A 737-nucleotide genomic window follows, 5' to 3' on the forward strand; every position below is an offset into this window, starting at 1 on the left:
GGTAAACCAATCAAAAAGCTCAATCCACCTGAAATTTTTAAGTTTCCTTGGAAATACGCAGAAAATATAAAACCAGAAAGTGAGATTAAATTTGGCAAAACAGCGTGGCAAAAATTCACTTCGTTTTTAATGATTGATTTGTAAAAACTGACTGTTAGGGCAACATTGAAAGGTAAGGATATCAATGTCTATTTCGTATAGATTTGCAAAAATGAATGCAAGAACAATCGAAGCGTTACAAAAATTTAAACAGTATATCGCTCTAAATAAGTTTGAATATAGCTCACTAGCCACCTTAAACGCCGGGCAAACAAAGAAATCACTAAGCCATGGGAAAAATGGCCAATCGACGAAAGCTTAAATCAGCCTGATACAACGCCTTATTGGAAGCGATTAACAAAAACCTTATTAAGACAAGTAGCAGTGGGTGTTTAGGGTCTGAGATATTTAAAGTGGAATGGTTAAAAACAAGGAATGTAGATAGCAATGACTATGAGTAGTGATGATAAAGGCTCAATAAAATCAAACAAACTGGATGATTTAATTGATAATCTTATTAGTGATGAGGAGCTTGAACTCTATATTGCTGAACAAAACGACGGTTTAACTCATGAAGAACGAGAAAAAATTAAAAGAGAAAATCGTATTAACGCAATTAACCAGTGGTGCGCTGAGAACCCTGGCAGAGACCCAACAAGAGCAAAAGATAAAACCATTAAACAGCTCGCCTTAGATGA

At 35.1% G+C, this 737-nt stretch carries 1 protein-coding gene and 1 pseudogene; both read left to right on the top strand.

Annotated elements, in window-relative coordinates; translation table 11 throughout:
* The first annotated feature begins 184 nt into the window (after positions 1–184).
* Positions 185–361 carry a hypothetical protein gene (locus tag JIG37_RS18590; RefSeq protein ID WP_171041577.1) on the top strand — a complete coding sequence of 59 codons (177 nt, stop codon included), beginning with the start codon at positions 185–187 and terminating at the stop codon, positions 359–361.
* A gap of 125 nt (positions 362–486) precedes the next feature.
* A pseudogene (locus tag JIG37_RS18595) lies at positions 487–737 on the top strand (hypothetical protein); the annotation flags it as partial.

The organism is Pseudoalteromonas sp. bablab_jr010, assembly GCF_016464105.1.
Lineage (GTDB): Bacteria > Pseudomonadota > Gammaproteobacteria > Enterobacterales > Alteromonadaceae > Pseudoalteromonas > Pseudoalteromonas simplex.

Coding starts and splice junctions, on each gene's coding strand:
- JIG37_RS18590 (WP_171041577.1), top strand. CDS start 185: ATGTCTATTTCGTATAGATTTGCAAAAATGAATGCAAGAACAATCGAA.